This window comes from Streptosporangium sandarakinum, from assembly GCF_013409935.1.
Taxonomy (GTDB): Bacteria; Actinomycetota; Actinomycetes; order Streptosporangiales; family Streptosporangiaceae; genus Streptosporangium; species Streptosporangium nondiastaticum.
Window position 1 is genome coordinate 1,484,662 of record NZ_JACCCO010000001.1, and the last position, 26,646, is coordinate 1,511,307.

Consider the following 26,646-nt stretch of genomic DNA (forward strand, 5'->3'; position numbering starts at 1 on the left):
CGGCGGAATCCGGCGGGGCCTTACGGCGGTGGACCGCGCCCCCTGACGACGATCGCCAGGCCGTCCTTCCCGGCCACCACGGCGAGGTCTCCTGACAGGTCGGTGCGGTAGACCCGCACGCCCAGGTGACCGAGCCGGGCCAGGGTCGCGGGGGCGGGGTGACCGTAGTCGTTGCCCGCCCCGACGCTGATCAGCGCGGCCCGGGCACCGGTGGCCGCGAGGAACCCGGGGTCGCCCCTGGCGGACCCGTGGTGGGGGACCTTGAGGACGTCGGCCCTGGGCAGGCCCCGCCGCAGCAGCTCCGCCTGGGCCTCCGTCTCGGCGTCCCCGCTGAGCAGCGCCGACCCCGCCGCCCAGCTCACGTGGACCACGACGCTGGCGTTGTTCACGGCCGTCTCCTCCCCTCCGCCGGCGGCGGGCGCGCCCTCCGGCGGGCCGATGACCGTGAGCCGGGAGGGGCCGAAGGTCCAGCTCACGCCCGGCCGCGCCGCCCACTCGGGAATCCGCCGGCGGGCGAGGTCGCCGCTCAGCCGGAGCCGCCCGGGCCCGGATCCCCCGTGCGGGGTGACGACCACCGCTCCCACCTCGCGCCCCCGGAGGACCCCGTCCAGGCCGCCGATGTGGTCGAGGTGCGGATGGGTGAGGATGACCAGCGGCACCTGGCGGATCCCCATGGCGCGCAGGCACCGGTCGGTGGACACCGGATCGGGCCCGGCGTCGACCACCACGGCCCGCCCGGGGCCGGCGGCCACCAGGAGGGCGTCTCCCTGGCCGACGTCGCAGGCGACCAGCAGCCAGCGTTCGGGCGGCCAGCGGGACACGGCCGGCCCGGCCACGGCCACCGCGACGGCCGCGCCGGCCGCCAGGGCGAGGACGACCAGGCGCGGCCGCCGGTGACGCAGCACCAGGACGGCGGCGGGCACGGTGACGGCCAGCGCCACCAGACCGGGCACGCCGCCCGGCCACGGGATCACCGCCAGCGGGAGCCCGGCGGCCCGCCCGGCCACCGCGATGATCCACCCGGTGGCCAGCCCCGCAGGGCGGACCAGCAGCCGGGCGAGATCCATCTGCACGGGGGCGACCAGCGCGGCGAGGAACCCGATCAGCGTGGCGGGCGCGACGGCGGGCCCGGCGAGGAGGTTCGCCGGGATCGCCACCGGTTCGAGCTGCCCGGCCATCAGGACCAGCACGGGGGTGACGGCGGCCTGCGCCGCCGCGGGCACGGCGACCGCCTCCGCCGCCCAGCGGGGCAGCCGGGTGGCGAGGCGGTCGCGCCAGCGCGGTGCGAGGAGCAGGATGCCGCCCGTGGCGCAGACCGACAGCGCGAAGCCGTAGGAGCGGGCGAGGACGGGGTCGAAGAGGATCAGCCCGAGGACCGTCGCCGACAGGGCCGCCACCCCGTCGCGGGACCGGCCGGTGCCCAGCGCCACCACCGCGACGAGGCCCATGACGAGGGCGCGCAGCACGCTGGGCGACGGCCGGGCCACCACGGCGAAGGAGAGCATGGCCACCGCCGCGAGCACCGCCCTGGCCGGCAGGGGGAGCCCCGCGACACGGGCCAGGGCGATCGCCGCTCCGGCCACGATCGCCAGGTTGGCTCCGGAGACCGCGGTGAGGTGGCTGAGCCCGGCGGCTTTGAAGTCGGCCGTGACCTGCCGGTCCATCCCGGAGACGTCACCGGCCACCAGTCCGGGCAGCAGACCGCGCTCGTCGGGCGGCAGCACCGCGGCGGCCTCCCGCAGGCCGGAGCGGAGCGCCCCGGCCACCCGCTGCTCCCAGGAGGGCGCGCCCAGGACCCGCAGCGGCCCGCGCACGAGCACCACGGCGGCGAGCAGCTCGGCGGAGTCCGCGTGGACGAACCGGCCACGGACGGCGACCCGCTGGCTGGGCAGCAGCGGCCGCCACTCCCCGCCCGTGGTGAGCAGCATCACCGGGGCGCGCAACGCCACCCTGCCGCGCGCCGTCTCGACCGACTCGACCCTCGCGGGCACCGCGAAGCTCTCCCCGCGGTAGGGGCCCGCGCGCCGGGGCAGCTCCCGGGGGTCTCCCGTCAGCACCGCCTCGATCCCCGTCGGGGCTCCGCTCCTGACGAGCTCGGCCACCGGGCCCGTGCCGACGGCGTGGACCCGGAACGCCACCGTCCCGGCGACCGCGGCGACGCAGCCCAGCACCGCGAGGGCCGTGTTCCGCCAGGCGGGGTGCGCTCTCAGCACGCGCGCGCCCGCGGCCGTAACGAGAGCAGCCGCGGCGGCGAGCACGGCGGTGACGGCGCCCGCCGGGGCCGGGCAGCCCAGAAGGACGAGGGCGGTCGCCCACGAGGCGAGTGCGGGCAGGGCGAGCCGCGGAGTCCGGTCGAGGATCCGCGCCACACCCTCCGCCCGGTCCCTCCCGTCGGGGGTCCGCGCCACACCCCGCATCCGGTCCCTCCGGCCGAGAAACCGCGTCACACCCGTACCCTGTCCTTCATCTCGGCGTACTTCCGGTCGCCGATGCCACTGACCTCGCGGAGTTGCTCCACGGCGCGGAACCCGCCGTGCCCGTCGCGGTATTCGACGATGCGGCGGGCCAGCACCTCGCCGACGCCCGGCAGCTGTTCGAGCTGTTGCGGGGTGGCGGTGTTGAGGTCGATGACGGCCTCCGCGGGATCGGCCCCGGCCGGCGGCGCGGCGGCGGGTCCCGGTGCGCCGACGTCGATCTGCTCGCCGTCGACGAGTCTGCGGGCGAGGTTGAGGTGGCCGGTGCCGGCCCCCCGGCGGACGCCCCCGGCGGCCCGGACCGCGTCGGTGACCCGGGAACCCACGGGCAGGGTGATCACACCCGGACGACGGACCTTGCCGGTGACGTGGACCACGACCTCGGGGACGGCTCCGGGGGGCCGGCCGGCTCCCGCGGCACCCGGCCCCGGCGGCTCCGGGCCCTGCCGCGCGAGGTCAGGCGATGCGGAGGGAGGCGGGGGCGCCGGAGCCGCGAGCGGAGCGCCGGAGACGGGGACGGGCGGGGTGAGCGGTTCGGGCCGGGGCTGGGACCGCCAGGCGTAGAGACCGCCCGCGACGGCCGCGGCCAGGGCGACGAGGAGGAGCAGGCGCAGGCCGGGGCCGCTCGGTGCGAGCGCGGGGGCCTGCGCGGCGATGGCCGTGCGGAGGGCCTCGAAGGAGGTGGGGACGGAAGGGGGGACGGGTGCGGAACGCGGGCGCGCGGCGGGACCGCCGGGCGGAGGAGCACCCGGCGAGGACGGATCGTCCGCGAGCGGAGACAGGCCGCCGGACCGGAGCGGGCCTCCAGTTCGGAGCGGACCGGCGGGCGGCGCGAACGGGCCGCCCGGCGGGAGCGAGCTGGCGGGCGGCGTGAACGGGTCGCCCGGCCGGAACGGGCCGGGTGAGGGCGGGCCGGTGGGGACGGGCGCTGTCAGCGCCCGCAGCCGCGACTCGGCCCGGAACCGCTCGGTGTCGTGGTCGGTGATCCGCACATCCGGGACGCTACGGCGGCCTCGCCGACCGCATCCGGGCCGAATCCCGTTCTGGGGACAACCCGCCCTCCCGGGACGGCCTGTGGAAAAGCCCCGCCCGGTTCCGCCCGGTCCCGGCGCCGCGGGGAGACGCGGGCTCCCAAGGCCCTACGCCGGAGGAAGCCGGGTAAGGGGTTCAGCAGTGCGGGGAGACCGTCAGGCCCAGCATGCCGGGGCCCACGTGGGCGCCGATCACCGCGCCGACCTCCACCACGGTCACCGAGGCGAGTCCGGGGACGCGCTGGGGCAGCCGCGCGGCCATGGCGCCGGCACGGTCCTCCGCGGCGAGGTGCTGGACGGCGATGTCCACCGGACCGCTCCCCGCGGCCTGGACGGCGAGGTCCTCCAGGCGGGCGATGGCCCGGGAGGCGGTGCGGACCTTCTCCAGGGGGACGATCACGCCGTCGGCGATGTGCAACAGCGGCTTGGTCCGCAGTGCGGAGCCGAGCAGCGTGGCCGCCGCGCCGATCCGGCCTCCCCTGCGCAGGTGTTCGAGGGTGTCGACGTAGAAGAAGCTGCGGGTCGCCTTCATGCGGCGGCGGGCGGCGTCGGCCACCTCGGTACGGGTGGCGCCCCGCGCGGCGGCCTCGGCGGCGGCGAGGACAGGGAAGCCGAGGCCCATGGCGATCGACTCGCTGTCGACGACCTCGACGGGCACCAGCGAGTCCTCGGCCCCGGCGCGGGCCGCCTCGACCGTGCCGGACATCTCCCCCGACAGGTGGATGGAGACGATCCCGGCCGCGCCCCGCGCTGCGGCGGCCTCGTAGGCGTCCGCGAAGCGCTGGGGCGCGGGCCTGGAGGTCGTCACCGGAGCCCACTCGCCGAGCGCGTCGCTCATCCCCGCGCCGTCGATCTGGGCCACGTCGTCGAGCCCTCTGCCGCCGACGACGACCTGCAGCGGCACCACGGTGATCCCCAGGCGGGAGACGGCCTCCTCGGGGAGGTAGGCGGTGGAGTCGGTGACGACGGCGACCGATGGCGGCATATGCCGAGATTACCCGGCGGGACCGGCCGGATGCGGGGCGCCGTCGCCGGACCCGGCGGGCGGCGTCCCGGTGACCGGCCCGGCCCGATCACGGGATCGCCGGGCCACCCCGCTCACCGGGCCACCCGGGTGACCGCCTCGATCACCGGATCGCCGGATCGCCTTGATCGCTGGAGCGGCCCGTCCACCGGACCACCCCGATCGCCGGAGCGGCCCGTTCACCGGACCTGGACGGTCACCGGACCTGGACGGTCACTGGACCGGGACGCCGCCGCGCCACACGCGGCGGGGCTTGAGGCCGAAGGCCCAGGCGAAGGCGCCCTCGTGGTCGGCGTCCCACTGGACGATGTCGGCCAGCCGTCCGGGGGCCAGGACGCCCCGGTCGGGGGCGCCCAGGACGGTGGCTCCGCCGAGGGTGGCCGCGCGGAGCGCGTCGCCGACGCTCATGCCGAAGGCCGCCACGGCGAGGCTGATGACCAGGGACATCGAGGTGATGCCGCAGTGGCCGGGGTTGTGGTCGCTGCCGAGCGCGACCGTGACGCCCTGGCCCAGCATCCGGCGCACCGGGGGCAGGCTGCCGTGCTGGAGGGCGGTACCCGGGCAGACCACGGCGGGAACGCCGTACCTGGCCATCAGCGCGATGTCGTCGTCGGAGGTGTGGTGGAGCAGGTCGGCCGACGCGCAGCCCATCTCCGCGGCGAGCTGAACGGCGCCGCGGCGACTGTGGACACCGGCGTGGATGCGGGGCAGCAGGCCGACGTTGCGGCCGGAGGCGAGCACCCAGCGGGCCTCGTCGGTGGTGAAGTGGCCCTCGTCGCAGTAGACGTCGACGCTGTCGGCCCCGGCCGCCGCCGCGTCGGCGCACCAGGAGCCCACGGCCTCGACGTAGTCGCGCTGGCGGCCGAAGTACTCAGGAGGGACGACGTTCGCGGCCATGAACGTGACGTGCACGCGCGGCATCATCGGCTCCTTCTCCAGCTCGCGCAGGAGCCGCACGTCGGCCAGCTCGCCGTCGCGGGTGAGGTGGTAGCCGGTCTTGGCCTCGACGGTGGTGGTGCCGCTGAGCAGCCACTCGCGCAGGCGCTCGCGGACGCCGTTGCACATGGTCCACGGGTCGGTGCCGCGGGTCACCGTGACGGTGGAGCCGACGCCGCCGCCGGCGGCGGTGATCGCGGACATCGACGAGCCGCTGGAGCGCATCGCCATCTCGGCGTAGCGGTTGCCCGCGTAGACCGGGTGGGTGTGAGCGTCGATCAGGCCGGGGGTGACCAGCGCGCCGCCGAGGTTCTCCACGTGGTCGACGTCGACGATGTCGTCCACCACACCGGGAACGCTCTGCGGGAGGTCGGCCGCGCGGCCGACCCAGGCGATCCGGTCGTTGTGCACGAGGATCGCGCCGTTGCTGCAGACGTCGTTGCCGGTCCAGAGCCGGCCGATGTTGGTCAGGAGGCGGACCGTCATCGCATCACCGCCTTGTGCGCGGGGGGAGGCGTCGGGGAGGAGACCTGTCGCGGCCGGGCCGGGCCGCCCCGGCCGGTGCCGGACGCCGTGCCCGCCGGGATCGCTGTGCATCCGGACGACATCGGGGGGTCTCCTGCTCTTATCCGCTTGCTCGTTGGTGGGGCGGCGGTGGCGCCGGGATCATGATCAGGCGATTTCAGTTCAGTTACGTTATTTCACAAGTGAGCTTGCTGTACAGGCTAATTGGGAAGAACGCCGTTTCACCGTGACCACCGCCCACCGGCCGGCCCGGGAGCCGCGCCCGGAGTGAGGGGCCCTCTCGCAGCTCAGGCCACTTTTTCCTCATCCGTAACAGCGGACCCCGGGATACCTTCCGGCGTGCCGTCTTGCCGAAGTTTTTATCATGGCGACCTCGCCCTCGGCGGGAAAATGTCGCTTTTAACAACTTCTGTACGGTTTCTCGGAACCCTCAGTCCATTCCATCAAGGCCCCCGGCCGCAAGCGAAACCATTGAAACCCGGCCGGCGGAATATCTAGCCTGAGCACCCGCGGCGACGAGGACGCCTCCGGCGCGTGGCCGGAAACGGTCACCCCGGCGGGCGCGGAACCACCCGGCGCGTACGGCCCGCGCGCCGCGGAACCATCCCGCGCGTACGGCTCCGCACGGCGGAGGACCGAGGGCGTCACGACGGGCCCGCGCGACGGCCCCGGGGCGCTCCCTCTCCTCCGCCAAGCCCCCCTACCAGCAAAAATGCCATCGAAGTGGGGCCCAGCATGTAATCTTTCGTGGAACCACCCGTCAGCTGTAAGCATGGGAGCTACCTTGTCGGTCTCCGCGGACGCCGGTCGGCATCGCATCGAAACACTTCTGGCCACGCACGAAGACCAGATCTTCAGGCGTTGGCTCGAGATAGCGGGAGCTTCCTCCAGCGGGCACGTCGACCGTGGAAACCTCAACGGTCAGCTTCGTGAACTCTACAACGCCCTCGTCCGGTCCTTCGGCGACTCCGGCGACCCGGACGGCTCCAGCGAACTGCGCGGGCTGCTCGCCGAGCTCTCCCGCAACCGCGCCCGCCAGGGCTTCACCCCGACCGAGACCGCCACCGTGGTGTTCGGGCTGAAGGAGGCGATCTACGAGAGCGTCGGCGACGACGGCTCCTCCGAGGCGCTGCAGGGCTTCCTCTGGTTCTCCCGGCTCGTCGACGACCTGGGCCTCTTCACCATGGAGACCTACAGCGCGACCCGAGAGAAGATCATCCTCGACCAGGCCGAGCAGCTCCTCGAGCTCTCCACTCCCGTGGTCAAGCTCTGGGAGGGCATCGTCGCCGTGCCGCTGGTCGGCACGCTCGACTCGGCCAGGACCCAGGTCGTGATGGAGAAGCTGCTGCAGACGCTGGTGGACACCGGCTCCGAGCACGCGGTCATCGACATCACGGGTGTGCCCGCGGTGGACACCCAGGTCGCCCAGCACCTCCTCAAGACGGTGGTGGCGGCCCGGCTGATGGGCGCCGAGTGCGTGATCTCCGGCATCCGCCCGCAGATCGCCCACACCATCGTCACGCTGGGCATCGAGTTCGGCGACATCGTGACCAAGGCCACGCTCGCCGACGCCCTCGCCCACGCGCTGCGCGAGAGCGGCGTCGAGATCGTCAGGAATCGCGGGTCCCGCGTCGCCCTGCGGACCGTGGAGGAATGATGGATCGCGTACCCGTCCTCAAGCTCGGCGACATCCTGATCGTCTCCATCCAGATCGACCTCCAGGACCAGAGCGTGCTCGCGCTCCAGGAGGACCTGGCGAACAAGGTGGTGGAGACCGGCGCCCGCGGTGTGATCATCGACATCACCGCGGTGGAGATCGTCGACTCGTTCATCGGCCGCATGCTGGCGACCATCGCGGCCATCTCCCGCATGCTCGACGCCGAGACGGTCGTCGTGGGCATGCGGCCCGCCGTGGCGATCACCCTCGTGGAGCTGGGCCTTTCGCTGGGCGGCGTGCGCACCGCCCTCAACCTCGAAAAGGGTGTCGCATTGCTGAACCACATCGACGGCTCCGAGATCGCCACGGCAGCACGGTGACTGCCCCCGCCGAGCTGCCCATCCACGGCAACAGCGACATCGTGCTGGTCCGTCAGCGCGTCAGGACCGCCGCCGTGGAGGTCGGCCTCTCTCTCGTCGACCAGACGAAGGTCGTGACCGCGGCCAGTGAACTGGCCCGTAACGCCCTGGTCTACGCGGGGGGCGGGCAGGTTCGGATCGAGGTCGTGCACAACGGCGTGCGACGGGGCCTGCGGCTCGCCTTCAGCGACGACGGCCCCGGCATTCCCGACCTCGACCAGGCGCTCACCGACGGGTGGACCACCGGCGGCGGGCTCGGGCTCGGGCTCAGCGGCTCACGCCGGCTGATGGACGAGTTCGAGCTCAAGTCGGCTCCCGGCGAGGGGACGCTGGTGACGGTGACCAAATGGGCAAGGTGATCCGTTCCCAGAACGACACCTGGCGGCGGGCCGAGGACGCCAGCGCGATCGGCGCCCTGCGGCGGGTCGCGGTCGCGCTCGCCGAGGCGCGGGGGTTCGGTGAGGAGGACGCCGGGCGGGTCGCGGTCGCGGTGAGCGAGGCGGCGTCCAACCTGGTCAAGCACGCGGTCGAGGGGGTCATGCTGATCCGGCCGCACCCGGAGATGCCCGAGGCGATCGAGGTCGTCGCGCTCGACCGGGGTCCGGGCATGCGCGACGTCACCCGCGCCCTGCGCGACGGCTACTCCACCACGGGCACCCTCGGCATCGGCCTCGGCGGCATCGCCCGTATGGCCAACGGGTACGAGGTTCATTCCATGCCCGGCCGGGGCACTGTGCTCGGCATGTACTTCGCCACCCGCGGCGCCCCGCGGCCCGAGGCCCGGGTCAGCGGGGTCACTCGCCCCATCGGTGAGGAGATGGTCTGTGGCGACGCGTTCGCGATCGTCGAGACCGGCACCACCACGACCGTGATGCTCTGCGACGGGCTCGGGCACGGAGGTTTCGCGGCCCAGGCGTCGCAGGAGGCGGTGCGGCTGTTCCTGAAGGACGCGGACCAGTCCCCGGTCACCATCCTCGAACGGCTGCACGGCGGCATGCGGCAGACCAGGGGCGGCGCCGCGGCGGTGGCCCGCATCGACCGGGCCGCGGGCAGGATCACCTTCGCCGGGCTCGGCAACGTCTCCGCCTGGATCGCCTCCCAGGACGGTCGCCAGGGGATGATCTCGGTGCCGGGCATCGCCGGGCACCAGGCCCGTACCCTGCGCCAGTACGAATACGACATGCCACCGGAAGGCGTGGTCGTGCTCCACTCCGACGGGCTGTCGGACCGGTGGGACATCACCTCCTATCCGGGGCTCGTCACCCGCTCCCCCTCCGTCGTCGCCGCCACGCTGCTGCGGGACGCCGGGACCCGCAGGGACGACGCCTGCGTGGTCGCGGTGAGGACCGGCGAATGACGGGCCGGACGGCCGGCGAGGAGCTGATCCGGATCCGCGTCCGCGACGACTCCGACATCTTCGTCATGCGGAAACTCGGCCGCGAGGCGGCGGAGGCGGTCGGGCTGACACCCCAGGACCAGATCCGGGTGGCCACCGCGCTGAGCGAGATCAGCCGGGAGGTGCTGGGCGAGGGCCGCGAGGCGTACGCCGCGTTCCTGCTGGACGGCGAGGCCCTGGTCGTGACCATTGACCTTCCCACGACAACCGGTTTCCGGTCGGCGGACGGCGTGACGCTGGCGGGGCGTCTCCTCGACGAGATCGAGTTCGACCCCGCCGGGGGACGGGTGACGATGCTGAAACGGCTTCCCGCGGGGCGGCCCGACCGTTCGGTGGCTGAGATCCGCGCGCGGCTCGCCAGGCTGACACCGGCGACCGCCGTCGACGAGCTGCGGCAGCAGAACCGCGAGCTCGCCGAGACCCTCCAGGAGGTCCTGCAGCTCAACGCCGAGCTCCAGGAGACCAACCAGGGCGTGGTCGCCCTGTACAACCAGCTCTCCGAGGAGCTGGAGGAGACCAACCGCGGCGTGGTCGCCCTGTACGCCGAGCTCGACGAGAAGTCCCGGCAGCTCCGGGCGGCGAGCGACGCCAAGAACAGGTTCTGGGCCACGGTCAGCCACGAGCTGCGCACCCCGCTGAACTCGATCATCGGCCTCGTCCGGCTCCTGGTGGGCCCCGGGGGCGAGCCGCTGGCCGAGGAGCAGCATCACCAGATCCAGCTCATCGGCTCCTCGGCCGAGACGTTGCTGACGATGGTCAGCGAGCTGCTCGACATGGCCAAGGCCGAGTCCGGGCGGCTCGAACCGCACCCGTCCCGGGTCGACCTCGTCGCGCTGACCGAGCGGTTGCGGATGACGCTGCGCCCCACCAGCGGGAACGACCGGATCACGCTCTCGGTGGACGCCCCCGGCGAGGCGTCGGAGATGCTGGTGGACGAGGTGATGCTCACCCGGATCCTGCGGAACCTGCTGTCCAACGCGCTGAAGTTCACCCAGGAGGGCGAGGTCAGGCTCGACGTGCGGGCCGACGCCCCCACCCAGGAGATGGTCTTCACCGTGACCGACACCGGCGTCGGCATCCCCGAGGAGCACCTGGAGCGGGTCTTCGAGGAGTTCTTCCAGGTCCCGGGACCGATCCAGGTGCAGGTGAAGGGCACCGGCCTCGGCCTGCCGTACGCGCGCCGCCTGGCCGAGGCGATGGGTGGCACGCTCCAACTGGACAGCGCCCTCGGCGAGGGCACCCGGGTCACCGTACGGCTGCCGCACCCGCAGGACGGGGAGCCGGTGATCGGGCGGATCCTCGTCGTCGACGACAACGAGGAGTTCCGGGCCACCGTGCGGCGCATGCTCGCCGGGTTCGCCGCCCACGTCGACGAGGCCCCGGACGGGGAGGTCGCGCTGGAGATGATGACGCACGAGCGGCCCGACCTCGCGCTGGTGGACCTGCTCATGCCCCGCCTCGACGGCGCGGCGCTGATCGAGCGGATGGCCTCCGACGAGCGGCTCCGCGACGTGCCGGTGATCGTCGTGACCCTCGCGACCTCCCACCAGTACCCCCAGGGCGTCAGCAGGGTCCTGTCCAAGCAGGGACTGCGGAAGGAAAACCTGCTGGAGACCGTACGAGAGACCCTGGGGCGTGACGATGCCTGACGGACCGGCGACCGTGCTGGTCGTGGACGACACACCGACCAAGCTCTACATCCTGTCCAGCTGGCTGCGCCGCTCCGGGCACGAGGTGCTGCAGGCCACCGGCGGCGTGGAGGCGCTGGGCAAGGTCCGGGACCTCCGCCCCGACCTGGTGGTCCTGGACGTACGGCTGCCCGACATGAGCGGCTACGAGGTCTGCGAGCGGATCAAGGCCGACAAGGCGACGTCCTCGATCCCGGTCATCCAGATCTCCGGGGCGGCGATCACCCCCGCCGACCGGACACAGGGGCTGGAACGCGGGGCCGACGCCTACCTCGCCGAGCCGGTCGAGCCGGACGAGTTCGCCGCCACGGTCGAGGCGACGCTGCGCTACTACCGCGCCCGGCAGCGGGCCGAGCGGATGGCGGACCGGCTGGCGACCCTCACCGAGGTCACCCTGGAGATGAACTCCGCCGACACCTTCGAGGCCCTGCTGAGCACGGCCGTCGAGGGCGCCTCCCGGATCCTCGGCCGGCGCGCCGGGGCGCTGGCGATCCCGCCGGACGGCCGGACCCGCAGGTTCGCCGTGATGCCGCCGTCCACCGTGGCCGTCTCCAGGGCCGTCGCTCCCGACCTGCTGCGCCGGATCGGCGCGATGTCGCTGGGCAACGCCGCGGGGACCCAGGTGTTCACGGCCCCGGCGGATGAGTGGCTGAAGATGATGCCCGACGCCGGCGTCGACGACGGCGGCAGTGCCACGGCCGTGTTCTGCCGGACCAAGGTCGGCCGCCCGCCGGTCTGCCTGGGGGTGTACGCGGCCCCGCCGCTGGACCCCGACGAGACCAACATCCTGCGCCAGCTCGGCCAGGCCCTGGCCCTCACCGCCGACGCCCTCCGCGCCTACGCCGAGGAGCACGCGATCGCCCTGACGCTGCAGCGGAGTCTTCTGCCGGCGCGGATCCCGGAGACCCCGGGACTGGAGATCAGCTGGCGTTACCAGCCGGCCGTCGACAACATCGAGGTCGGCGGCGACTTCTACGAGGTGCTGCGGCTGGGCGACCAGGTCCTGCTGGCCATCGGCGACGTGCAGGGGCACTCCCTGCTGGCCGCGACGGTCATGGCGGAGCTCCGCCACGCGCTGCGCGCCTCCCTGCTCGGCCCCGTGGACCTGGGCGCGTCCATGGCTTTGCTGAACAACGTGCTGCGGTGCTACCACCAGCGCATGACCGCGACCGTGTGCCTGGTCCTGATCGATCCGGCGACCGGCGAGATGGAGATCGCCAACGCGGGGCACATCCCGCCGCTGCTGATCGGCGGCGAGACCCGCTACCACGGTCTGGGCAACCTGCTGCTGGGGGTGGCGGACGAGACCTACCGCGTCGACCGGCTCACCCTGGGCGAGGAGGAGTCCGTGCTGATGTTCACCGACGGGCTCATCGAGGACCGCGACAAACTGCTCGACGAGAGCCTGGAGATTGTGCGGTCCATGGCCGAGGCGTCCGACGAGGGCCTGGAGCCGTTCTGCGACCGGCTGATCCGGCAGTTCGGCGCCCGCGAGGACGACGTCGCCCTCGTGGCGTTCCGCCGCACGAAGACCGCCTGAGACCGCACGAAGGCCCCGGGACCGTACGAAGGGGCTTGGGACCGTACGAAGGCCGCCCGGGACGGCGGGCGCCTCGCGGGCCCGGCTCGGGACGAAGGCCGCCCGAGGACCTCGGACACGGCTCGGGGCCGGCCCGGCGACGCGGACCGGCCCCGAGGGGACGGCGGATCAGACGGTCTCGACCGGCTTGGCGGTCCGCTCCAGCTCCGCGAAGAGGCTGGGCATGACCCTGGCGTGCAGGATCGTGCCGTCCTCGGTGTGCTCCACGTCGATGACCTCGCCCTCGGCGTGGGCCCGGGAGATCAGGTCACCGCGCTGGTACGGCACCAGCATCCTGACCTCCTGGTCGAAGCGGGGCAGCTCGCGCTCGATGACGGCCATCAGCTCGTCGATCCCGGCGCCGGTGCGGGCCGAGACCACGACGGTGTGCTTCTCCCGCGCGGTCAGCTGGGCCAGCACCACCGGGTCGGCGACGTCGGCCTTGTTGACGACCACGATCTCCGGGATGTCCAGCGCGCCCTCGATGTCGGAGAGCACGGATCGCACGGCGGCGAGCTGGGACTCCGGGTCGGGGTGCGAGCCGTCCACCACGTGCAGGATCAGGTCGGCGTCGCCGACCTCCTCCAGCGTGGAACGGAACGCCTCGACGAGCTGGTGCGGCAGGTGCCGGACGAACCCGACGGTGTCGGCCAGCGTGAACAGGCGGCCGTCGGGGGTGTGCGCCCGGCGGACGGTCGGGTCCAGCGTGGCGAACAGCGCGTCCTCGACCAGCACGCCGGCACCGGTCAGCCGGTTCAGCAGGGACGACTTGCCGGCGTTGGTGTAACCGGCGATGGCCACGGCGGGGACCTCGCGCTGCACTCGGCGTGCCCGCTTGGTCTCCCGCGCGGTGGTCATCTCGGCGATCTGCCGGCGCAGCTTGGCCATCCGCTCGCGGATCCGGCGGCGGTCCAGCTCGATCTTCGTCTCACCGGGGCCGCGGCCGCCGATGCCGACGCCGCCCGCGGCCCGCCCGCCGACCTGACGGGACAGGTTGCCACCCCAGCCGCGCAGCCGCGGCAGCAGGTAGTTGAGCTGGGCCAGCTCGACCTGGGCCTTGCCCTCGCGGCTCTTGGCGTGCTGGGCGAAGATGTCCAGGATCAGCATGGTCCGGTCGATGACCTTGACCTTGACGACGTCTTCGAGCTGGCGGAGCTGGCCGGGGCTCAACTCACCGTCGCAGATGACGGTGTCGGCGCCGGTGACCGAGACGACGTCGGCGAGCTCCTGCGCCTTCCCCGAGCCGATGTAGGTCGCCGTGTCGGGCTTCTGACGGCGCTGGATCAGACCTTCCAGCACCTCGGAACCCGCGGTCTCGGCGAGCAGCTTCAGCTCCAGGAGTGAGTTCTCGGCGTCCACCGCCGTGCCGGAGGTCCAGACACCGACCAGGACGACCCGCTCGAGTCGCAGCCGGCGGTATTCGACCTCGGTGATGTCCTCAAGCTCGGTGGAGAGTCCCACGACCCGGCGCAGTGCCTGGCGGTCCGCCAGGTCAAGCTCACCGGTGTCGATCGGCTCGTCGAACAGGTCGATGTCCAGCGGCTCACGAGTGTCTATGTCGTTGCTCCATTCAGATGCATGGTTCATACGCGTCCTCATCTCACAGAGAACAACGCCTGAACCCTCCGGGTATCTTCCCTCGATGGTGCCACGCGGGCACCGCCATTCTCACCCGGTTATCGGCTGTTTCGCGGTAAGGACCCGCAGCGCGTCCCGGCCGTTCCGCCGCCGCCGGACCGGGACCCGCGCCGCCCGCCGCCCACCGTACGCGGGTCGGGCCGTTCGGGAGGGGAGGTTCAGGAGGGCAGCACGCCGATGTTCCCCGAGCCGGAGCGCGCCTTGACCTTCCTGGGGGAGGCCGGGTCGTTCCCGACCTGGACGGTCTTGTCGCCGGAGCCGGTGTCGAGGGTCAGCGCGTAGGTGTTCCGCGGCAGCCGCAGGGTGACGTCGCCCGAGTCGGATACGGCGGCGACCTGGTCCGGCGCGATGACGAACGCCGCCTCGACCGTCCCCGATCCTGCCTCGGCGGTGAGCCGCCGGGCGGTCAGGGAGCGGGCGGTGATGTCGCCGGAGCCGGTCTCGGCCCGCACGTCCTCGCTCTTCAGGCTCCGCAGGGTGATGGTGCCCGAGCCGGTCTCGGCGGTGAGCTCCCCGACCTCCGAGGAGCCGGCGTCGATGTCACCGGAGCCGGTCCTCGCGGTCGCCTTCGCCCCCTTCAGGCCGCGCAGGGTGATGGTGCCCGACTCGGTGTCGGCCGCGACGTTCAGCCCCTGCGGGATCTCGACCTTGTAGTGGATTTCGCAGCTGCCGGCGCACTTCTGGCGCAGGGTGAGCGTGCCGCCCTGGACCGGGTGCTCGGTCTCGGGCCGCCTCTTGCCGCGCCAGCGGAGCGTCTCGGTGACGTGGACGCCCTGCCGGTCCGAGGCGCCGACCACGATGTCCCCCGAGTCCGTGGCGACGTCCAGGGCCTTCAGGGAACCGGTGACGTCGTAGGAGACGACGTCCTGCTCGGACGGGCCGAAGCCGATGCCGACCCCGCAGCCGGAGAGCAGGGCGACGGCGCCCAGGAGCGCCCCGGCGACGACCAGGTTCTTCTTCATGGGTCCCTTTCCTCGGCACGCCTCGGCCGGGGGGTCTCCGCCCGTCCCGTGCCTCGGCCGCTCCCCGCCGCGGGGAGGCGAGGACAACTCTCACACGGCCCGGCGGCCGGGGGCATCCGGGACTCCCCCGAGCGCACCCTGAGGAACACCCCACCATTGACCGGCCGGGACCCGCCCAGTAGCGTCTATTCCACATCCCAGAATTATTTTTCCGCTATACGGAAAGGAAGCGCATGGACGGCGTTGAGATCACCGGCCCCGTGCTGGACAGGTTCGACGAGATCCTCACGCCGGAGGCGCTGGCCTTCGTGGCCGCCCTCCAGCGCGAGTTCGGCCCCCGCCGCCTCGACCTGCTGCGCGCCCGCCAGGAGCGGCAGGCGGAGCTGTCGGCGGGCGGCACCCTGGACTTCCTGCCCGAGACCGCGCACGTGCGCGAGTCGGAGTGGACGGTCGCCCCGCCCGCGCCCGGCCTGGTGGACCGCCGCGTGGAGATCACCGGTCCGGTGGACCGGAAGATGACGATCAACGCGCTGAACTCCGGGGCGAAGGTGTGGCTGGCCGACTTCGAAGACGCCAACGCCCCCACCTGGGAGAACACCGTCAGCGGCCAGCTCAACCTGCGTGACGCGCTGGACCGGGCCATCGACTTCTCCTCCGGCGGCAAGAGCTACGCGCTCGGGCCGGACGAGGAGCTGGCCACCATCGTGGTCCGCCCGCGCGGCTGGCACCTGGACGAGAAGCACGTCGTCGTCGACGGGTCCCCGGCCTCCGGCTCGCTCGTCGACTTCGGTCTCTACTTCTTCCACTGCGCCCGGCGGCAGATCGACAAGGGCAGGGGCCCCTACTTCTACCTGCCGAAGATGGAGTCGCACCTGGAGGCCCGCCTCTGGAACGACGTCTTCGTCCGGGCCCAGGAGCTGCTCGGCGTCCCGCGCGGCACGATCCGCGCGACCGTCCTCATCGAGACCTACCCCGCGGCGTTCGAGATGGAGGAGATCCTCTACGAGCTGCGCGAGCACTCCGCCGGCCTCAACGCGGGCCGCTGGGACTACCTGTTCAGCGTGATCAAGAAGTTCCGCACCCGGGGCCGGGAGTTCCTGCTGCCCGAGCGGAACGCGGTGACCATGACCGCGCCGTTCATGCGCGCCTACACCGAGCTGCTGGTCCGCACCTGCCACAAGCGCGGCGCGCACGCGATCGGCGGCATGGCGGCCTTCATCCCCTCCCGCCGGGACCCCGAGGTGAACCGGGTCGCGCTGGAGAAGGTCCGGGCCGACAAGACCCGCGAGTCGGGCGACGGCTTCGACGGGTCCTGGGTGGCCCACCCCGACCTGGTGCCGATCTGCCGCGAGGTGTTCGACGGCGTGCTCGGCGACCGTCCCAACCAGCTCGACCGGCTGCGCGAGGACGTCCGGGTGACGGCCGAGGACCTGCTGGCGGTCTCCAAGACGCCGGGTGAGATCACCGAGGCCGGGCTGCGCAACAACGTGGACGTGGCGCTGCGCTACCTGGCGGCCTGGATGGGCGGGCAGGGCGCGGTGGCGATCCACAACCTGATGGAGGACGCCGCCACGGCGGAGATCTCCCGGTCGCAGATCTGGCAGTGGATCCACAACGACATCGAACTGGCCGACACCGGGGCCGTGGTCACCAGGGAGCTCGTCGAGCGGATCATCGACGAGGAGCTCGACGGGATCAGGACGGAGCCGGGCTACGACGAGGCCCGTTACGCCCAGGCCACCGCCCTGTTCAAGGAGGTCGCCCTGGACGACGACTTCGCCGAGTTCCTGACCCTGCCCGCCTACGCGCGGATGCCCTGAGGCGGTGTGACCGCGCGGGGCGCATGGAAGGAGGGGCGATGGCGGCGGAGCCGCTCGCGGAGCTGACCCGGCGGCTGGAGGAGGCCCTCGGCCGCGGATCGGTGATCACCGATCCGGTACGGCTGCGCACCTACGAGTGCGACGGGCTGACCCACCACCGGGCCGTCCCCGGCGTCGTCGTGCTGCCGGAGACGACCGAGCAGGTCGCGGCCGTGGTACGGCTCTGCGGCGCCCACGGTGTGCCGTTCGTGGCCAGGGGCGCCGGAACGGGCCTGTCGGGCGGGGCGCTGCCCCGCACCGACGGGGTGCTGATCGTCACCTCCAGGATGCGGCGTGTCCTGTCGGTCGATATGGCCGCCCGGCGGGCCGTGGTGGAGCCGGGGGTCACCAACCTCGCGATCACCGAGGCCGTGCGCGACCTGGGCTACTACTACGCGCCCGACCCCTCCAGTCAGCAGGTCTGCTCGATCGGCGGCAACGTGGCGGAGAACTCCGGCGGCGCGCACTGCCTGAAGTACGGCTTCACGGTCAACCACGTGCTCGGCCTGGAGGTCGTCACCCCCGACGGCGAGATCGTCGAGCTGTCGGACGACGACCCCGGCTACGACCTGCTGGGGGTGTTCGTCGGCTCGGAGGGCACGCTCGGCATCGCCACCAAGATCACCGTACGGCTGACCCGGGCGCCGGAGGCCGTGACGACGCTGCTGGCCGCCTTCGACGGCATCGAACGGGGCGGCCGGGCGGTGTCGGCGATCATCGGCGGCGGCATCGTGCCGGCCGCCATCGAGATGATGGACGCCCTGGCGATCGAGGCGGCCGAGGCCGCGGTGGCCTGCGCCTACCCCGAGGGCGCCGGGGCGGTGCTCATCGTCGAGCTCGACGGGCCCGCCGCGGAGGTGGCCCGCCAGTACGAGGAGGTGACCCGGATCTGCCGGGAGACCGGCGCGTTCGAGCTGCGGACCGCCGACGGTCCGGAGGAGCGCGCCGCGATCTGGAAGGGCCGCAGGTCCGCCTTCGCCGCGGTGGGCCGGATCAGCCCCGCCTACATCGTGCAGGACGGGGTGGTGCCCCGGACCGCGCTGCCCGGGGTGCTGGCGAGCATCGACCGGCTGTCGCGGGAGCACGGCATCCGGGTGGCCAACGTCTTCCACGCCGGGGACGGCAACCTGCACCCGCTGGTGCTGTTCGACGACGCCCGGCCGGGGGAGGCCGAGCGGGCCGCGCTGGTCTCGGGGCGGATCCTCGACCTGTGCGTGGAGCACGGCGGGTCCATCACCGGCGAGCACGGCGTCGGCGTGGACAAATCCCGATATATGCCGAAGATGTTCTCAGAAGATGATCTCGACACCATGCAGCGGGTGCGCTGCGCCTTCGACCCCCGGAGCCTGTCGAATCCCGGCAAGATCTTCCCCACCCCCCGCCTGTGCGGCGAGGTCCCCGGGGTCCGCAGGGGCGCGCACCCGCTGGTCGAGTCAGGACGGGCGGAGCAGTTCTGATGGACGGCCGGCGCGAGGACACGCCACGGGAGACCGCGCCGCACGGGGCGGCGCCGTATCGGACGGCCGGACGGACCGTCCCCGAGCCCGGGACGGGCCCGGACCGGGCGGCGGGGACGGCCGCGCGCGAGGCCGCGGCGCCATACGGGACGGGGGTCGCGGTCCGGGAGGCCGGGCCCGGTGACGCCGTGTCCGGCGTCCGGCCCCGCTGGGTGGCGCTGCCGGAGAGCACCGGTGAGGTCGCCGCGCTGCTGCGCCACGCGGCCGCGCACGACCTCGCCGTGGTCCCGGTGGGCGGCGGCACCAAACCGCACCGTGGCCTGCCGCCCGAGCGCTGCGACCTGGTGGTCGGCACCGGCCGCCTCGACGGGGTGCCGGAACACGCCGCGGGCGACCTGATCGTCCGGGTCATGGCGGGCACGACCATGGGGACGCTGGCGGCCGTCCTCGCCGAACGGGGACAGCGGCTCTGCCTCGACGTCCCCGACGGCGGCGCCACGGTCGGCGGCACGCTCGCCACCGCCGAGGCGGGCCCGCTGCGGTTCCGCTACGGCACCGCCCGCGACCTGCTGATCGGCGTCACCGTCGTGCTGGCCGACGGCACGGTCGCCAGGTCGGGCGGCAAGGTCGTCAAGAACGTCGCCGGATACGACCTGGGCAAGCTGTTCACCGGCTCCCACGGCACGCTCGGCGTCATCACCGAGGCGGTCTTCCGCCTCAACCCCGTGCCGCCCGTCCGCCGCTGGGTCGTCGCGGAGCCGCCCGCGTCCGATTGGTCGTCCGGTTCGTCGTCCGGTTCGTCGGGGGGCGCGCTGGACGCGCTGGCCGGGCTGCTGGCCGCCTCCCCCGCCGAGCCGAGCGCGATCGAGGCCGACCTGCCCGGCCCCGGCCGGGAGCCCTCGCTCGCCGTCCTGGTCGAGGGGACCGCGGCCGAGGAGCGGGCGCGCGCCGTACGGGACCTGCTGGACGGACACTGTCCGGCGCGGGTCACCGATGAGGCGCCCGCGTGGTGGGGGGTCCCGCCCGGCGAGGAGACGCTGCTGGAGCTGCGGTTCCCGCCCGGCCGGGCCGGCGGCGCGCTGCGGGCGGTGGCGGCCGGCGTCCTGCCCGCCCGGGTGCGCGGGTCGGTCGCGTCGGGCGTTCTGCGTGCCGGGCTGCCCTCCGGCGTCGCGCCGCCGGAGTTCGCGGGGTTCGTGACGTCCGTCCGGGACGGCCTGACCGGCCTCGGCGGCAGACTGACCGTCGTCGCCGCGCCGCCCGCGCTGATGACCGCCGTCGACCCCTGGGGGCCGGTGAGCGCGCTGCCGCTGATGCGGCGGGTCAGGGAGCGCCTCGACCCCGACCGCAGGATGTCCCCCGGCCGCCTCCCTGGAGGGATATGACATGGACCCCGAGCTGATCGCCGACTGCGTGCACTGCGGGTTCTGCCTGCCGACCTGCCCGACGTACGTGCTGTGGGGCGAGGAGATGGACTCCCCCCGCGGCCGGATCCACCTGATGGGCCAGCACGTCGGCGGCACCCCGCTGACCCCGGAGATGGCCGGGCACTTCGACGCGTGCCTGGGCTGCATGGCCTGCGTGACCGCCTGCCCCTCCGGGGTGCGCTACGACCGGCTCATCGAGCAGACCCGTGCCGTGGTGGAGCGCGAGCACGTCAGGGAGCCCGCCGACCGGGCGCTGCGGGAGATCGTCTTTCAGCTCTTCCCCTACCCCCGGCGGCTGCGGGCGCTGCGGCTGCCGCTGCGCCTGTCCGCGGGGGCGCGCCGCCGGATCGCGCCGCGGCTGGAGCGGATCAACCCGTCCCTGGCGGCCATGGCCGGTCTCGCCCCCGACGTGCCGGCCCGGGTACGGCTGCCGCGCCGGGTCAGGGCCGTCGGCCGGCGCAGGGCCACGGTCGGGATGCTCACCGGATGCGTGCAGGGCGAGTTCTTCCCCCAGGTGAACGCGGCCACCGCCCGGGTGCTCGCGATGGAGGGCTGCGACGTGGTCATCCCGCCGTCGCAGGGGTGCTGCGGGGCGCTGTCGCTGCACGCGGGGCGCGAGGAGCAGGCCGTACGCCTCGCCCGCCGGACGATCGCCGCCTTCGAGCGGGCCGGCGTGGACACGGTGGTGGTCAACGCGGCGGGCTGCGGATCGACCATGAAGCAGTACGCCGAGATCCTCGGCGGCGAGTGGGCCGAGCGGGCCCGCGCGATCCGGACCGCCGACCTGGCCGAGTATCTGGCCGCCCTCGGCCCGGTGGCCCCCCGGCACCCGCTGCGGCTCTCGGTGGCCTACCATGACGCCTGCCACCTGGCGCACGCCCAGGGGATACGGTCGGAGCCGCGCGCGCTGCTGGCCGCCATCCCGGGCCTCACGGTGCGGGAGGTCGCCGAGGCGGCCGTGTGCTGCGGTTCGGCGGGCACCTACAACCTGCTGCAGCCCGAGGCGGCGCGTGAGCTGGGCGACCGCAAGGCCGAACGGGTGCTGGCCACCGGGGCCGACCTGCTGGTCTCGGCCAACCCGGGCTGCACCATGCAGATCACCGCGGCCCTGCGCCGCCGGGGCGGCCCGGAGCTGCCGGTCGCGCACACCGCGCAGGTCCTGGACGCCTCCCTGCGGGGCCTGGCGAAGGTGCCGTGAGCGTAGGACGGATCGGACAGGGGAATCGCATGAGCGGCGTGCAGTCGGTCGACCGGGCACTGGACGTGCTGGAGGCGCTGGCCGAGCGGGGCGGCGAGGCCACGCTGTCGGAGATCGCCGCCGGGACGGGCCTGCCGTACGGGACGATCCACCGGCTGCTGCGCGCGCTGGTCGACCGCGGGTACGTGCGTCAGGACGAGGGCCGGCGGTACGCGCTGGGCGGCGCGCTGCTGCGGCTCAGCGGGGTGGCCGAGCGCATGGTCGGCACCTGGGCGCAGCCGTACCTGGCGAAGCTGGTCGAGCTGTCCGGCGAGACGGCCAACCTCGCGGTGCTGGAGGGCGACTTCGTGGTCTACGTCGCCCAGGTGCCCTCTCCGCGGCGGCTGCGGATGTTCGCCGAGGTCGGCAGGCGGGTGCTGCCGCACAGCACGGCCGTGGGCAAGGTCCTGATGGCCGCGCGGCCGGACACCGAGGTGGCCTCCATCGTGGAGCGGACCGGCATGCCGCGGCGGACCGCCAACACGATCACCGACCTGCCCGGCATGCTCGCGGAGCTGGAGCGGGTACGCGGGCGCGGTTACGCGACGGACCTGGGCGAGGAGGAGCTGGGCGTGCACTGCCTGGCCGTCGGGGTGCGGGACGGCTCGCGGGTGGTGGCCGCGATGTCGGTGTCCGGCCCGGCCGAGCGGATCGACGCCCTCGACCGGGAGGAGCTGGCCGGGGGCATGAGGGAGATCGCCGAGGCGTTCCGCACCGAACTCGGCTTCTGACCGCCGGGTCCGCGCCGGATTCGCGGGAACGCGGGCGGCCGGGTCCGCGTGTCCGGGCGGTGGGGAGGACCGGGTCCTGGCGGGTACCCCGCGACCGGGGCGGCCGCGGGATCAGTCGTCGAGGGTGTGCACGGGGGTGTCCGTGGCCGAGCAGCGGACCTCGACCTTCACCTCGCCGGACTCCGACTCGAACTCGACGCGGGCCCGGCGGTCCGGCCCCCGGTCCACCTTGTCGACGTGGAAGCCCTGCGCCGGGCTCCACGACCGCAGGGTCACCAGTCCCCCGTCGCAGCGGGCGATCACGTTTCCGCCCGCCGTGGCGATCAGCCGGCTGTGGCCGGGCGGCGACCCGGCGGCGGTGGGCGCGGTGGGCGCGGGGGTCGCGGGGGTCACGGAGACGGCCGTGGGGGTGGCTGACGGCCCGGTGGCGGTCGGGGCGGCGGGGTCTTCGGCGGGGGCGTCCGCGGACGCCTCGGTCGCGCCGGTGGACGCCGGCCCCGCGGCGGTCGGGCCCGCGGCGGTGACGTCCGCGGCCGGGGTCGCGCGGGCGAGAGCCTCGCGGACCTCCCGCGCGGACAATGGACGACCGGCGGAGTCGGCCAGCGGCTCGCCGAGGACACCGATCACCGTGACGCCCGCCCCGGTCGCGATGGCGGCGGTGATCAGCCAGCCCGCGGCGGCGGCGAGGGGAATGCGCCTGCTCACGGGTCCCACTCTCCCAGCGCGATGGCTAAGGCGTGGTTAAGACGTCGATAACGTGCTTATGCCGAGGGTCACAACCGGGCTACCGTTGCGGCAAATGTCCAATGTGCTGCTCATCGAAGACGACGCCGTGATCCGCGCCTCGCTCACCCGCGCCCTGCGCGACCGGGGCCACGCGGTGGCGTCGGCCGCCGCCGCCCTCGACGGTCTCCGGCTGGCCGTCGAGGAGCGTCCCGACCTGGTCGTGCTCGATCTGGGTCTGCCCGACCTCGACGGCCTCGACCTGCTGCGCATGCTCCGGGCGGTCAGCCGGATCCCGGTGATCGTGGCGACCGCCCGGGACGGCGAGGCGGAGATGGTCCGGCTGCTCGACGCCGGAGCCGACGACTACGTGGTGAAGCCGTTCACCGCCGCACAGCTCGACGCCCGGATCCGCGCGGTGCTCCGGCGCGCCGGCGCCGGCCGCGCCGACGGCGCGGTGACCGTCGGGGCCTTGCGGGTGGACGCCCGCACCAGGGAGGCGAGCCTGGACGGCGCGCCGCTGGACCTCAGCCCCAAGGAGTTCGACCTGCTCCACTACCTGGCCTCCCGGCCCGGCGAGGTGATCACCAAGCGGGAGCTGCTCACCCACGTCTGGCAGGTCCCCTACGGCGGCGCCGACAAGACGGTGGACGTCCACCTCTCCTGGCTCCGCCGCAAGCTGGGCGAGACCTCCGCGGCCCCCCGGTACCTGCACACCGTGCGCGGCGTCGGCGTACGGCTGGCCGCCCCGGCATGAGGCGCTGGCTGGCCCTGCTGGTCGCGGCGACCACCTCCCTCGTCCTGATCGCCCTGCTCGTCCCGCTCGCGCTGCTGGTCCGCACGGCGGCCGAGGGCCGGGCGATGAGCGCCGCCGAGAGCGAGGCCGACTCGGTGGCCGTGACGGTCGGCTCGGTGGACGTCGAGACGCTGCGGCTCGGCACCGAGCGGGCGGCGCACCCGGTGACGGTCTTCTTCCCGGACGGGCGGGTCGTCGGCGCCCCCGGCCGGCGCTCCCCCGCCGTCGAGCTGGCCGCCCGGGGCCGCAGCGTCACGGCCGCGGTGCCGGGCGGGCGGGAGGTCCTGGTCGCCGTCCAGGGCGTGCCGGGCGGCACGGCCGTGGTGCGGGTCCACCTGAGCGACGCCGACCTGACCGAGGGCGTGGCGCGGGTGTGGGCCGGGCTGGCGGCCCTCGGCGTGGCCCTGGCCGGGCTCGGCGTCCTGGTCGCCGACCGGCTGGCCCGCGCGGTGACCGGGCCGGTCTCGGCCCTGGCCGGGGTGTCGCACCGGCTGGCCCGCGGTGATCTGGCGGCCAGGACCGCGCCCGGTGGCCCGCCGGAGGTCCGGGCGGTCGGCCTCGCGCTGAACCACCTCGCCGAGCGCATCACCGGCCTGCTCGCCGAGGAGCGGGAGAACGCGGCCGACCTGTCCCACCGGCTGCGCACCCCGCTGACCGGGCTGCGGCTGGAGGCGGAGTCGCTGGCCGACCCCGGCGAGGCGGCCCGGATCGAGGCCCGGGTGGACGCCCTGGAGCGGGCCGTCACCTCGGTGATCGTCGAGGCCAGGCGGCGGACGCGGGACCGGACCGGCTGCGACGCGGCGGCGGTCGTCTCGGCCCGGGTCGCGTTCTGGTCGGTGCTGGCCGAGGACCAGGGCCGCCGGCTCGACCTCGACCTGGCCCCGGGGCCGCTCCCCGTCGCGGTTCCCGCCGACGAACTGGCCGCGTGCGTGGACGCGCTGCTGGGCAACGTGTTCGCGCACACCCCCGAGGGGGCGGGCCTCGCCGTACGGCTGGCGGCGGCGGACGGCGGCGCGCTGCTGACCGTGTCCGACGACGGGCCCGGCTTCGGCATCGCCGCGCCGCCGGAACGCGGCAGGAGCGGCGCCGGATCGACCGGTCTCGGCCTCGACATCGCCCGCCGCACGGCCGAGTCGTCGGGCGGCTCGCTGTCCCTGGGCGCCTCCGCTACGGGCGGCGCGAGCGTCACCCTCCTGCTGGGCGGGGCGTAGAGTCCGCACGGGTCCGCACGGGTCCGCACACGTCTGCACGGCATGGCCGCGTCCCGGGGACGGCGCGGCGCGTCCGGAGGGCGGCGATCCGGCGGGCATGACGTTCCGGCGGGTGGTGTACGGCGAAGGCGTGACGTCTTTCGGGGCCGGTGGCGCCCCGGGAAAGAGCGCGGCTTGTTTTAGGGCGGGCTTAACGCGGCGCTATCGTGATCGCGGCGAACCTGGGCACATGAGACAGATCACCAAGGTCGCCCTCGCGACCGCCGCCACCGCGACCACCGCAGCCCTCCTGTTCGGCGAGGGCGGGACCGTCCTCGCCGCCGCCCGGCCCGCGGCCGGCGCCCCCCTCTCCTCCGTCGCCGCGACGGCCACCACCGTGGCGGTGCCCGCCGCGGCGACCGTCACCACCGCGGGCATCTCCTACCGCGAGGCCGTACGGATCGCCCGGAAGCGGGTGCCCGGCGCCCGGGTGACCGAGGTCGAGCGGGAGTGGGAGCACGGCCGCCGGGTCTGGAAGGTCGAGCTGCGTAAGGGCCGCTGGGAGTACGAGGTCCACGTGTCGGCCGCCACCGGGAAGGTCACCCGGGTCAAGCGGAAGCTGGACGACTGATCAGCAGGACTTCAGGACGGTCCGCATGGCGTCCTTCTCCGCGGCCGTCACCCACAGGTCGTACTTGACCTTCACCTGGATCTGACGGGAGACGTAGGGGCACCGGTAGGCGCGGCGCGGCGGCAACCAGGTCGCCGCGTCGCCCGCGCCCTTCTGGCTGTTCAGCGGGCCGTCCACGGCCAGCAGGTTCAGCGGGTCGTTGGCCAGCTCCTTGCGCTTGCTCTCCGGCCACTGCCGGGCGCCCTTCTGCCAGGCGTCGGCGAGGGCGACCACGTGGTCGATCTGCACCGCCGAACTGGTCTTCTGGCCGCGCTCGAAATTGATCGTCTTACCGCTGTAGGGGTCGTCCAGGACACCGCTCACCACGATGCAGTCGTGGGTTCCGGACTTGAACCTCTCGTCCTTCAGGTCGCGCTTGAGGATGTCGTTGCGGGTGTCGCAGCCGTTGTGGTCGACGTCCGACCATGCGGGCCCGAACTCCTCGCGGTCGAAGCCGGTCAGCGGGGCCCGGCCCTTGACCTGCAGCCTGTCGAGATCCTTGAGCGCCTGGGCCGCGGACCCCCCACCGGCCGCGCCCTGCCCGTCGCCGGGGGCGGCCCCGGTCAGACCGCCGCAGCCGGCCAGCGTGAACGCCATCGCCGCGGCGACCGCGCTCCGTCCCAGCGCCGATCGCATCATGCCACCTCTCACACCGCTTCGTTACCCATGAAGTGGCAAAGTACCCCACCCCCGACAGGCGGCCACCAAAACCTCAACGCTGCGGTGAGCCCGAAGCGGGAGGACATCTCCTACTTCGCCATATTTCGTCCCCTGGTCCTTCCGACGGCTCAGGCCCGGCCGTAGGAGTCCTCCAGCCGCTCGATGTCGTCCTCGTCGAAGTGGCCGAAGGCGATCTCCAGGATCCGGGTGGCCGGTCCCGAGGAGCTGAGACGGTGGGTCTGGCCCGCCCGGATCAGCACCCGGTCACCGACGGCCGGCTCGATCCGCTCGCCGTCGATCTCGAACACCGCGCCGGGGTCGATGGCGACCCAGAGCTCGTCGCGGTGCTCGTGCCGCTGCAGGCTGAGCCGCTGCCCCGGCGCCACTTCGATGATCTTCACCGTGGATTCCTCGTTGAGCGTGTACCGCTCGAAACCGCCCCAGGGACGCTCATCCCGGATAACCGCGCCGAGCCGGTCGATCTGCTGCAAGTCTCCTCCATTCACTCCCCCCGAGCCTGTCAGGTGACTCGGGTAAGAGGCACTCTCGCATGCCTTCATGACGAACGCA

22 protein-coding genes and 1 pseudogene are annotated in these 26,646 nt (G+C 73.7%); 14 read left to right on the forward strand and 9 right to left on the reverse strand.

The window, feature by feature from the left end; all coding sequences use genetic code 11:
- Positions 1 to 20: 20 nt before the first annotated feature.
- The 4 genes from HDA43_RS06555 to HDA43_RS06570 form a co-directional block, all read right to left on the reverse strand.
- Complete coding sequence (locus HDA43_RS06555; protein WP_312873056.1) at positions 21 to 2,447, reverse strand: ComEC/Rec2 family competence protein; 2,427 nt, start codon at positions 2,445 to 2,447, stop codon at positions 21 to 23.
- Positions 2,444 to 3,466, reverse strand: coding sequence for a ComEA family DNA-binding protein (locus tag HDA43_RS34805; protein WP_312873057.1), 1,023 nt, complete (start codon positions 3,464 to 3,466; stop codon positions 2,444 to 2,446). The genes HDA43_RS06555 and HDA43_RS34805 overlap by 4 nt, the downstream gene beginning before the upstream one ends.
- A 175-nt stretch (positions 3,467 to 3,641) precedes the next feature.
- Complete coding sequence (locus HDA43_RS06565; RefSeq protein WP_179818809.1) at positions 3,642 to 4,490, reverse strand: DegV family protein; 849 nt, start codon at positions 4,488 to 4,490, stop codon at positions 3,642 to 3,644.
- A gap of 252 nt (positions 4,491 to 4,742) precedes the next feature.
- Entirely contained in the window at positions 4,743 to 5,951 is a 1,209-nt protein-coding gene (locus HDA43_RS06570; protein WP_179818810.1) for an amidohydrolase family protein, read from the reverse strand.
- Positions 5,952 to 6,762: 811 nt separating this feature from the next.
- On the opposite strand from HDA43_RS06570, the pseudogene HDA43_RS06575 reads away from it, so the two are divergent.
- From HDA43_RS06575 to HDA43_RS06600, 6 genes and pseudogenes are all read left to right on the forward strand, one after another.
- A pseudogene (locus tag HDA43_RS06575) lies at positions 6,763 to 7,503 on the forward strand (STAS domain-containing protein); the annotation flags it as partial.
- Positions 7,504 to 7,646: 143 nt separating this feature from the next.
- Positions 7,647 to 8,027 (forward strand): STAS domain-containing protein, encoded by a 381-nt coding sequence (locus HDA43_RS06580; protein ID WP_218911627.1) that lies wholly within the window; start codon positions 7,647 to 7,649, stop codon positions 8,025 to 8,027.
- Entirely contained in the window at positions 8,024 to 8,425 is a 402-nt protein-coding gene (locus tag HDA43_RS06585) for an anti-sigma regulatory factor (protein WP_179818813.1), read from the forward strand. Before HDA43_RS06580 ends, HDA43_RS06585 begins: the two co-directional genes overlap by 4 nt.
- Entirely contained in the window at positions 8,413 to 9,423 is a 1,011-nt protein-coding gene (locus HDA43_RS06590; RefSeq protein ID WP_179818814.1) for an ATP-binding protein, read from the forward strand. Before HDA43_RS06585 ends, HDA43_RS06590 begins: the two co-directional genes overlap by 13 nt.
- Positions 9,420 to 11,111 carry an ATP-binding response regulator gene (locus HDA43_RS06595; RefSeq protein ID WP_179818815.1) on the forward strand — a complete coding sequence of 564 codons (1,692 nt, stop codon included), beginning with the start codon at positions 9,420 to 9,422 and terminating at the stop codon, positions 11,109 to 11,111. Before HDA43_RS06590 ends, HDA43_RS06595 begins: the two co-directional genes overlap by 4 nt.
- Positions 11,104 to 12,690, forward strand: a complete 1,587-nt coding sequence (locus tag HDA43_RS06600) for a fused response regulator/phosphatase (protein ID WP_179818816.1) — start codon at positions 11,104 to 11,106, stop codon at positions 12,688 to 12,690. The genes HDA43_RS06595 and HDA43_RS06600 overlap by 8 nt, the downstream gene beginning before the upstream one ends.
- Positions 12,691 to 12,858: 168 nt before the next feature.
- On the opposite strand, the gene hflX is transcribed toward HDA43_RS06600, so the two are convergent.
- Positions 12,859 to 14,316, reverse strand: a complete 1,458-nt coding sequence (hflX, locus tag HDA43_RS06605; RefSeq protein WP_246423916.1) for a GTPase HflX — start codon at positions 14,314 to 14,316, stop codon at positions 12,859 to 12,861.
- 209 nt (positions 14,317 to 14,525) lie between these two features.
- Positions 14,526 to 15,329 (reverse strand): DUF4097 family beta strand repeat-containing protein, encoded by an 804-nt coding sequence (locus HDA43_RS06610; RefSeq protein WP_179818817.1) that lies wholly within the window; start codon positions 15,327 to 15,329, stop codon positions 14,526 to 14,528.
- 233 nt (positions 15,330 to 15,562) lie between these two features.
- Here HDA43_RS06610 and aceB point away from each other — a divergent pair, with 233 nt between their 5' ends.
- The 5 genes from aceB to HDA43_RS06635 are packed head-to-tail and all read left to right on the forward strand — an operon-like array spanning position 15,563 to position 22,037.
- Entirely contained in the window at positions 15,563 to 17,149 is a 1,587-nt protein-coding gene (aceB, locus tag HDA43_RS06615) for a malate synthase A (RefSeq protein ID WP_179818818.1), read from the forward strand.
- A 38-nt stretch (positions 17,150 to 17,187) separates the two neighbouring features.
- Complete coding sequence (locus tag HDA43_RS06620; RefSeq protein WP_218911628.1) at positions 17,188 to 18,645, forward strand: FAD-linked oxidase C-terminal domain-containing protein; 1,458 nt, start codon at positions 17,188 to 17,190, stop codon at positions 18,643 to 18,645.
- Positions 18,645 to 20,027, forward strand: coding sequence for an FAD-binding oxidoreductase (locus tag HDA43_RS06625; RefSeq protein ID WP_179818820.1), 1,383 nt, complete (start codon positions 18,645 to 18,647; stop codon positions 20,025 to 20,027). Before HDA43_RS06620 ends, HDA43_RS06625 begins: the two co-directional genes overlap by 1 nt.
- Position 20,028: 1 nt before the next feature.
- Positions 20,029 to 21,267, forward strand: a complete 1,239-nt coding sequence (locus HDA43_RS06630; protein ID WP_179818821.1) for a (Fe-S)-binding protein — start codon at positions 20,029 to 20,031, stop codon at positions 21,265 to 21,267.
- Positions 21,268 to 21,296: 29 nt separating this feature from the next.
- A complete protein-coding gene (locus tag HDA43_RS06635) occupies positions 21,297 to 22,037 on the forward strand; it encodes an IclR family transcriptional regulator (RefSeq protein WP_179818822.1) in 741 nt (246 codons plus the stop codon).
- A 111-nt stretch (positions 22,038 to 22,148) separates the two neighbouring features.
- On the opposite strand, the gene HDA43_RS06640 is transcribed toward HDA43_RS06635, so the two are convergent.
- Positions 22,149 to 22,742, reverse strand: a complete 594-nt coding sequence (locus HDA43_RS06640) for a hypothetical protein (RefSeq protein ID WP_179818823.1) — start codon at positions 22,740 to 22,742, stop codon at positions 22,149 to 22,151.
- A 94-nt stretch (positions 22,743 to 22,836) separates the two neighbouring features.
- On the opposite strand from HDA43_RS06640, the gene HDA43_RS06645 reads away from it, so the two are divergent.
- The 3 genes from HDA43_RS06645 to HDA43_RS06655 all read left to right on the forward strand — a co-directional run bounded on the left by HDA43_RS06645 (position 22,837) and on the right by HDA43_RS06655 (position 25,377).
- Positions 22,837 to 23,517, forward strand: a complete 681-nt coding sequence (locus tag HDA43_RS06645) for a response regulator transcription factor (protein WP_179818824.1) — start codon at positions 22,837 to 22,839, stop codon at positions 23,515 to 23,517.
- Complete coding sequence (locus HDA43_RS06650) at positions 23,514 to 24,767, forward strand: sensor histidine kinase (RefSeq protein WP_179818825.1); 1,254 nt, start codon at positions 23,514 to 23,516, stop codon at positions 24,765 to 24,767. Before HDA43_RS06645 ends, HDA43_RS06650 begins: the two co-directional genes overlap by 4 nt.
- 229 nt (positions 24,768 to 24,996) lie before the next feature.
- Positions 24,997 to 25,377 (forward strand): PepSY domain-containing protein, encoded by a 381-nt coding sequence (locus tag HDA43_RS06655; protein WP_179818826.1) that lies wholly within the window; start codon positions 24,997 to 24,999, stop codon positions 25,375 to 25,377.
- Here the strand turns inward: HDA43_RS06655 and HDA43_RS06660 are convergent, their stop codons facing one another.
- Positions 25,378 to 26,055 (reverse strand): HNH endonuclease family protein, encoded by a 678-nt coding sequence (locus HDA43_RS06660; protein ID WP_246423917.1) that lies wholly within the window; start codon positions 26,053 to 26,055, stop codon positions 25,378 to 25,380.
- 149 nt (positions 26,056 to 26,204) lie between these two features.
- Complete coding sequence (locus tag HDA43_RS06665) at positions 26,205 to 26,567, reverse strand: phosphomannose isomerase type II C-terminal cupin domain (RefSeq protein ID WP_246423918.1); 363 nt, start codon at positions 26,565 to 26,567, stop codon at positions 26,205 to 26,207.
- Between the last annotated feature and the right edge of the window lie 79 nt (positions 26,568 to 26,646).